A 7,459-nucleotide genomic window follows, 5' to 3' on the forward strand; every position below is an offset into this window, starting at 1 on the left:
GCCGTAACTTCGAGACAATCTCTTCGGGCTTTGGTCTCTTGTTCGCCATTCGTGGTCCTCCGTTTCCTAAACATAACGGTGGACCAGTTCAGTGGGGGAGGCTCACTGGTCGACAAACTGGTCAATCGACCGCAGCAAATGGTCCTGAGGCACGTGATCTTCCAGCGAGAACTCATAGAACAGCGCAGCTTGAGCCTCTTGCCTTGGTCCCATCATGGCTGATCCTCCCCTCCACTACAGGAATTGAATCAGCAGTTCAGCCCTCGATCAAGGGCGAGTTTGTCAACGAAATACGCCCTTCGTGCTGAATACTACCTGTCGAGAACAGATATCGATGGCTTAAACCCCCTGCCCCAACCAACTGAATTTCGCCCGAAGACGTTCAGCCCCCGAGCGCAGTAGTTACTAAAATGCTCACTCACGGTTAAACCGCCACCATAACTTAGCGGCTGGGTTAGTCCAAAGCATGGCAAATGCGGGGAACAGTGAAGTCAGAGTTCCAGATTATGCTACGCAACGGTAAAACGCCTATGATCCGCATTCGTTTACAAGCCCCTTCCCCGTTTGTGCGCATTATTTCAGATTTTTGATCTTTACTTTACCCACACCACAAAATCCTTATTACATTCGATAAGTACCCCTTATCAGGAGTATTTGATTTTGCGGGGAAATGAGCTCAGAATGGGCACATGAAGCCCCCTGCCGCATATCTCCCTGCCGTCTCCCCTGCCCTCTCCGCCACCGATCAGGAGGCGCTCACCGACCTCTATGTGCGCGGCACACCGGAAAACACGTTGCGTGCCTATGAACGGGATTTGATTTATGTCACCGCCTGGAAATCCGCGCGGTTCATAGCGACGCTGGACTGGCCGGAATCCGAGGCCACTGCGCTGGCCTTCATTCTCGATCACGCGCGCGATCTGAATGACGCACCAGAAACGGATGTGGCGCGCGAAACCGCAGAAGCGCTAATTGCTCAGGGGCTGCGCAAGTCCCTCGCCTGCCCGGCGCCGTCGACGCTGGACCGCCGCATCGCCTCCTGGCTGGCGTTTCACAGGATGAAGAACCTGACCAGCCCGTTTGACGCCCCACAGGTGAAGCAGGCCCGGGCCAAAGCCCGTCGCGCCGCCGCCCGGCCTCCTGCCCCAAAATCGCAACACCCGATCACCCGCGACGTGCTCGAACAGCTGCTGGCCACCTGCCGCGGGAGCCGTCGGGACTGCCGCGACCGGGCTTTGCTGATGCTGGGCTGGGCCTCGGGCGGACGCCGACGCTCCGAGATCACCGGACTGATGCGCGAGGATGTGTCGCTGAAAGAGTTCGACAAAGGCCTCATCTGGCTGTCATTGCTGGAGACCAAGACCACGGCCAAGGGCGACACCCCACGGCTGGTGCTCAAGGGCCGCGCTGCGCAGGCATTGGTGCATTGGATCGATGTTGGGCAAATCAAGGTTGGTCCGCTGTTCCGGCCCATTTCCAAAGCCGACCGGGTGCTGAAACGCAAGCTGTCACCGGATGCGATTTACCAGATCGTCAAACACCGGTTGAAACTGGCTGGGCTGCCCAAAGACTTCGCCTCGCCGCATGGATTGCGATCCGGTTTTCTGACCCAGGCCGCGCTAGATGGTGCCCCAATCCAGGCCGCCATGCGCCTCTCCCTGCACCGCTCGATGGCCCAGGCGCAAAAATATTACGACGATGTGGACATCGCGGATAACCCGGCGACTGATCTATTGGGGTGAGCACATACTGCCTAATTAAAGAATTCCCAGCTTGAGGGAAACTCCGGCTGCTGTGCCTATGTCTTGTTTCCTGTCGCATCCGTTAACGTGGCCAGCGCGGAAACATGTCGCGGCAGGTCGCAGCGGGAATGCAGGATATCAACAATGATCACCGCGTCCGGCTGATCCAGGTAGACTAGGAAGTGCTCGCCCGCCCGTACATATCTGAGGTCAGCTGCCTCCTCTACCAATATTGAACAGCTGCGGCTGGCCGCCCTGCCCTCCGTGATGGCCTGACAGCGCGTTATCAGTTCTTGTTCATAAAGATCGGCTTGATGCCGTCCAAACTTGTCGATGGTCCATCGGGCAATTTCCACCAGGCTGGATTCAGCACGGCGTGTCAGTCGAAAGGGTCTGGTCACGCTTTGGTTCGAGCCTTTGCAAAGGCTCGACGGATCGCATCCGTACCGCTGCCTTCTGCCAGATCTCCAACCTGAGCCTGGGCTACGCCCTCTTGCAGGCCTTGTCTGAGAGACACCAGTCCCGCCTCTTCCCGCTCCAGAAGACGAAGACCGGCGCGCAACGCTTCACTGGCGTTCTGATAGCGACCGGATGCAACCAGATTCTGCACCAGTTGATCCTGCGATTCTGTAAGTACGACATTGCGGGTTACCATGGCATGAACCTCCTGATTGGCAATATATGCCAACGAAGATACTTGTTCAACGGTTTAGGATTCCACACCCGGCAATTTAATCAAGCTGTTCTTATTGCCGGCCTGACAGAGCAAATAAGTGCTCACCACCGTGGCAGGGTCAACCATCGCCCCTACGCTTTCGCAAATTCCAAACACAGGGCCGACCTCCTTGCCCCGAACACCGCCCATCCGATTACCCGTGATATTCTCGAACAGCAGATGGTCACCATTCAAGGTTCGTGCCGGGACAGCCGTGACCGGATCATCCTGTTACTGGGCTGACCTCGGGTAGATGGCAGCGTTCGGTGATCGGCGGGATCTTTTTGGGAGATGTGTCGCTGAAGGAATTCAACGAGAATGACATAATTTAGTTGTCGCTGCTGGTAGTCGAGACCACCCAAAAAGACAAGACTCCACGGTTGGTGCGCAAAGGCCGCGCAGCGAAGCCGCTGGTGCATTGGATCAAGGTGGGTCAGATCGAGGACAACCCCCTGTTTCACTCGGTCTCGAAATCTGGCTGGATGCGGAAACGCCGCCTCAACCTGGACGCCATCGCCCAGATCGTCAAACACCGACTGAAGGTGACAGGACTACGAAGGATTATGCCTCATCGCATTGGCTGCGTTCGGGCTTCCTGACCCAAGCCGTGCAGGACGGCGCACCGCTCAAGACCGGTTTGCACCTATCGCACTGGCTCAGAAATGCTATGACGGCGTCGATATCGCCCAGAACCCGGCTGCGGATTTGTTGGGGTGTGATTCAACCAATCAGCTCAACTAACCCCCTACCCTTCCCTGATACCCTTCTTACAACGCACCTCGCTCATTCATGACACAGCCTTCGGCAGGACATGCTCCACTCAAAGCGGAGCATTTAGAGAAGTTTCACGCGCATGCCTGCTTGATCTGCGGAAGATCCACCTCTGATTTGAGAGCCCACAATTCTCTTCTACCGGGTTTACAACTGTAAACCACCCTGCTCTGATACAAAGCGCATGTAGTCTGCCGGTCAGCGCAGCCCACAATATAGGCGAAAATTCTTGACTTAGGGTAGTGAATCACGGCTGTTTGTCTCAAGTGGCGCGAAAATGACCACATTCTTTAATTTGAGGCAACTACATGATTCCCGTGACACCACTTACGGCAGATCGACCATCGGCACTCGCCACGGAAATTTCCGAGAGATTGAACTCGGCTATCCGAGAGCATCTTCTTGCTGCCTTTGCACCTGACAACACAAAATCACTACGCACATTCGCAGCACCAGAAGCGGCCGAACTTTTGGGCGTCTCGGGTCAATTCATGCGCAAGGTCCACTCAGAAGGTACAATTCCTGAACCAAAAGACGTGCGAAGCGGTCGACGTTACTATACTGCGCAAGAGCTTTGGGAAGCACGTGAAACGCTTGAGAAGACCTCGCGCAAACAAGGACGCTACATCCCTCGCCGGACGGAAGGAGAGAAACTTCAAGTCTGGCAGTTGATGAACTTCAAAGGCGGTAGCAGCAAAAGCACTACAACAATTCATCTGGCTCATTTTTTCGCGCTTCGCGGATACCGTGTGCTGGCCGTTGACCTAGACCCCCAAGGCTCGCTTACATCCATGTGCGGCATCAGCCCTGAAATCGAGTTCGATGGGCTAACGATATACGATGCCATTCGCTATGAAGACCCGGTTAATATGGCAGATGTCGTGCTTCCGACATATTTCCCCGGATTGTCTGTGGCACCGTCACGGCTTGTTCTTTCTGAATTTGAGACGGAATCCGCCGTCCACTCTAACCCTGACCATCCGTTTTTTACGAGAATACGGAATGCTCTGGCCCAAGTGGAAGACGATTTTGACCTTGTTCTTATTGATAGTCCACCACAACTCGGGTTCCTAACCATCGCGGGGATGGCTGCCGCCAGTTCTTTGCTCGTGCCCTTAACACCTTCTATGTTGGACGTGTCTTCGACAGCTCAATTTCTCGAACTTGCTGGTGCTTATATGGCTGTCATTGAAGACGCCGGCGCCACTCTCGAATACGACAGCTTCAAGTTCCTTATAACACGTGACGAGCCAACAGACGTTCCATCTCAACAGCTGGCTTCGTTCATGCGAGCACTGTTTCAGGACCGCGTTATGTCAGCAACGGCTCTGAAGAGCACTGCGATCAGTGACGCAACAATGCTCAAGCAGTCGATCTACGAGGTTGTGCGTTCGGAAATGACACGCGCAACCTATGACCGGGCAAAGAACTCAATGGATGCGATCGGCTCTGAGGTAGAGCAAATGATCCACCAAGCATGGGGACGTAGCTAATGGCTAGAAAATCTCTTCAAGAAATGTCGGGTATAGCGAGCACGATTGCACGTTCCGGATCTAAGACCGCAGACAGACCGGTAAGAGCCAACGCCCCTGCTCTCGGTGCGCTTCAAGGATCGCTTGCCGCAATTAGGGAAATTGACCCATCTCTCATAGACGATTGGGGACCGATTGATCGGCTTGGTGAGTTTACAGCTGTAAACCCTGATGAAGATGACGATAGCTTTGAGAGTTTGAAATCGAGCATCCAAGACGGCGGTCAACAAGTGCCCATCCTCGTTCGGAAGTCGAAAACCGAAGGTCGTTACGAGGCGATTTATGGGAGGAGAAGGCTCAAAGCATGTCGTGAGCTCAAAATCAAAGTTCGCGCCAATGTTCAAGATATCGACGATGCGTCGGCGCTCCTTGCCAAAGGCCTTGAAAACGCAGCCAGGCGCAACCTGTCCTTCTACGAAAAAGCTCGCTTTGCGGAAGCAATTCAGACCGCTGGGCATGATACAGCCACGGTGAAACGAGTTCTGAACCTGTCAGCATCAGGATTGTCCCACCTTACTAAGGTCACGCAAAACGTTCCTTTTGAGGTCGGAGAAATGATCGGCGCCGCTCCAAAGTCAGGCCGCCCGAAGTGGACTGCACTTGCTGAGCACTTCTTGGCGGGCAAGCTGACAATTGAAGACGCAACGGACTTGCTTCAAGCCGTCGAGCCATCGGTTTCCTCAGATGACCGGCTGGAAACCCTACTTAAAGCGGCCGCAAAACGTGGTGCCCGACAAAAGGACGGCGTTGGTGAAACCAGCCCCATTGATGGCGTGACTATCAAGTCCGGCAGCGGGTCTCTTACATTGTCAGTTAGAAAGACAGGTTCGAACGCGGATTTTGCTGAGTGGTTGGACAAAAATCTGACGAAAATCATCAAGAGATCACACGCCGAGTTTACAGCTGTAAACAACAAGCAAAATAACTGAGGACGAGCAGAAAGGAGGAAGGCAAGCAAAGAAAAACCCCCGAAACCGGAGCTTCGAGGGCTGCTGCGCTAAGCGCAATTCTTAGATTAGACACCTAGAATCTAGCAGTCCCCGAATCGCCATACAAGAAAAAACGCTCCTGAGCGAACGGGTATTTTTTGTCTGCTGACATAAACTCATGAAAACAGTGACAGCAATGGCTCCGTCAGGAGCAACCTTGTCGAGCGCGACAGGGCAGGGGACTTATACGCCCAAGAAATGGATTCTTCTTCGAGCCGTTGAAGAGGCGAGAGAGCCGCTTGGGCTGAAGTCCACTTCTCTCAACGTCCTAAGAGCAATGATTTCCTTTTTGCAAGGAGATCAGATTTCAGTCGATCAGGATGATGAGCATATCTGCTTCGCATCCAACGACGCGATTGCCAAACGAGCCCATGTCAGCGTTCCAACTGTTGAACGTCATATCTCGACTCTGGCCAAGCTTGGGATTGTCCGACGCGTAATGAGCTCAAATGGTAAACGTTGGGCACGCCGAGACCGACAGGGCAGGGTGGTCACAGCGACCGGTCTTTCCCTGATGCCATTGTCTGAACGGCATGCTGAGTTCCTCCAGGAAGCCCAGAAGCATGCTGACCGCGTTCTCGAATTCACGTTACTCCGCGACAAGGTATCGGCCGCTCTGGCTCGTCTGAAAGAGCTTGTAGCAGACGGTGGCTCTATCACAGATTTGATGACCTCCGTGCGCAATGCGCTGCGCCGTAAGCCGGATGCGCGTGTCCTCCGGAAACTTCTGGCTGAAATCTCTGTGGAAATCTCAGAGATAACACCGGCTCATACCGAAAAAATGAGGGCCTATGACCATGAAAATGAGGGGCACAAAGAGGACTCTTTGAATCCGATAGTTAAGAAAGAAAAACATTCTCAGGTTCAAGTTTCTCCAGATCAAATGGAGCGCAGCTTTCCACGTTTGTGCTCGGAACTTCGCTTTGCCCGGGATCAGTCACATTGTGACCGGCTTATGGACGATATCGCCGAGTACTTACGATTTGGTCAGACCTGGTATGCTATGAAATCGACACATGGCCCAGCTCTCCGTTTCATGGTGCTCGGATATATTTTCCAACGAGCTGAGAATATTAAATCTCACCAAGCTTATTTGATCTCACTGATCTCGAAAATCGATCGGGGAGATATGCAACCAACCGCATTGTTGACGCATAGTTCAAAAATCCGCGGAAGTGCAGGCCATACCCATGATATCTCCTCACGCTCATGAGTTCAGAACAATAGGTGCAGTACATGCCATCGGTCTATTGTAAATAGAATGCCAATGTATTACATTGTACTACAATACGGAAACAGGTGATTGCGATGAGTACCAGCCCATATTCAATCCGTCTCGATGAAGACCTGAGAAAGACCCTGGAACGGGAAGCTGCGATCGAAGATCGACCGCCTGCACAACTCGCCGTACGGGCAATTAGAACGATGTTAGAATCCAAAGCCGCTAAACGTGCAGCCATTGATGCGGCTGTTGAAAAAGCAGACCAAGGCAAGTTCATCACGGCAGACGAAATGAATGCCTGGATAGACAGCTGGGATACCGAGAATGAACTTTCGGCTCCGGTAGCAAGCGGGCAATCCAACAGCCAATGAAGATTATATTTCTCGAAGATACGGCCCGGGACATTCAATGGTTCCGCTACTACTACACGTCAGTTTTTCCTGAAGGCAGCGAAAGGGCACGAGCACAGCTCAAAGCCATTCAGCTTA

The 7,459-nt window shown here is 53.3% G+C and carries 9 protein-coding genes; 7 read left to right on the forward strand and 2 right to left on the reverse strand.

What is annotated here, in order from left to right:
* The first annotated feature begins 689 nt into the window (after positions 1-689).
* On the forward strand, positions 690-1,742 hold the full coding sequence (locus AC2FNU_RS22880; RefSeq protein ID WP_496793108.1) for a tyrosine-type recombinase/integrase: 1,053 nt from the start codon (positions 690-692) through the stop codon (positions 1,740-1,742).
* 56 nt (positions 1,743-1,798) lie between these two features.
* On the opposite strand, the gene AC2FNU_RS22885 is transcribed toward AC2FNU_RS22880, so the two are convergent.
* Positions 1,799-2,143, reverse strand: coding sequence for a type II toxin-antitoxin system RelE/ParE family toxin (locus tag AC2FNU_RS22885; RefSeq protein WP_298855819.1), 345 nt, complete (start codon positions 2,141-2,143; stop codon positions 1,799-1,801).
* Complete coding sequence (locus tag AC2FNU_RS22890) at positions 2,140-2,397, reverse strand: type II toxin-antitoxin system ParD family antitoxin (RefSeq protein ID WP_298855821.1); 258 nt, start codon at positions 2,395-2,397, stop codon at positions 2,140-2,142. Before AC2FNU_RS22890 ends, AC2FNU_RS22885 begins: the two co-directional genes overlap by 4 nt.
* A 3-nt stretch (positions 2,398-2,400) precedes the next feature.
* Here AC2FNU_RS22890 and AC2FNU_RS22895 point away from each other — a divergent pair, with 3 nt between their 5' ends.
* The 6 genes from AC2FNU_RS22895 to AC2FNU_RS22920 all read left to right on the forward strand — a co-directional run bounded on the left by AC2FNU_RS22895 (position 2,401) and on the right by AC2FNU_RS22920 (position 7,342).
* Entirely contained in the window at positions 2,401-2,700 is a 300-nt protein-coding gene (locus AC2FNU_RS22895; RefSeq protein ID WP_298855823.1) for a hypothetical protein, read from the forward strand.
* Positions 2,701-2,789: 89 nt separating this feature from the next.
* Positions 2,790-3,056 (forward strand): site-specific integrase, encoded by a 267-nt coding sequence (locus AC2FNU_RS22900; protein ID WP_298855825.1) that lies wholly within the window; start codon positions 2,790-2,792, stop codon positions 3,054-3,056.
* A gap of 480 nt (positions 3,057-3,536) precedes the next feature.
* On the forward strand, positions 3,537-4,721 hold the full coding sequence (repA, locus tag AC2FNU_RS22905) for a plasmid partitioning protein RepA (protein ID WP_037317392.1): 1,185 nt from the start codon (positions 3,537-3,539) through the stop codon (positions 4,719-4,721).
* On the forward strand, positions 4,721-5,689 hold the full coding sequence (gene repB / locus AC2FNU_RS22910; RefSeq protein ID WP_298855832.1) for a plasmid partitioning protein RepB: 969 nt from the start codon (positions 4,721-4,723) through the stop codon (positions 5,687-5,689). Before repA ends, repB begins: the two co-directional genes overlap by 1 nt.
* Positions 5,690-5,867: 178 nt before the next feature.
* The gene (locus AC2FNU_RS22915) at positions 5,868-6,962 is read left to right on the forward strand and encodes a helix-turn-helix domain-containing protein (protein WP_298855834.1); all 1,095 of its coding nucleotides are present in this window, start codon (positions 5,868-5,870) and stop codon (positions 6,960-6,962) included.
* Positions 6,963-7,057: 95 nt separating this feature from the next.
* Positions 7,058-7,342, forward strand: coding sequence for a CopG family ribbon-helix-helix protein (locus AC2FNU_RS22920; RefSeq protein ID WP_496793124.1), 285 nt, complete (start codon positions 7,058-7,060; stop codon positions 7,340-7,342).
* Positions 7,343-7,459: the final 117 nt, after the last annotated feature.

It is taken from the genome of Ruegeria sp. BHSB064 (assembly GCF_059613205.1).

Coding starts and splice junctions, on each gene's coding strand:
- AC2FNU_RS22880 (WP_496793108.1), top strand. CDS start 690: ATGAAGCCCCCTGCCGCATATCTCCCTGCCGTCTCCCCTGCCCTCTCC.
- AC2FNU_RS22890 (WP_298855821.1), bottom strand. CDS start 2,397: ATGGTAACCCGCAATGTCGTACTTACAGAATCGCAGGATCAACTGGTG.
- AC2FNU_RS22895 (WP_298855823.1), top strand. CDS start 2,401: ATGAACCTCCTGATTGGCAATATATGCCAACGAAGATACTTGTTCAAC.
- repA (WP_037317392.1), top strand. CDS start 3,537: ATGATTCCCGTGACACCACTTACGGCAGATCGACCATCGGCACTCGCC.
- repB (WP_298855832.1), top strand. CDS start 4,721: ATGGCTAGAAAATCTCTTCAAGAAATGTCGGGTATAGCGAGCACGATT.
- AC2FNU_RS22915 (WP_298855834.1), top strand. CDS start 5,868: ATGAAAACAGTGACAGCAATGGCTCCGTCAGGAGCAACCTTGTCGAGC.
- AC2FNU_RS22920 (WP_496793124.1), top strand. CDS start 7,058: ATGAGTACCAGCCCATATTCAATCCGTCTCGATGAAGACCTGAGAAAG.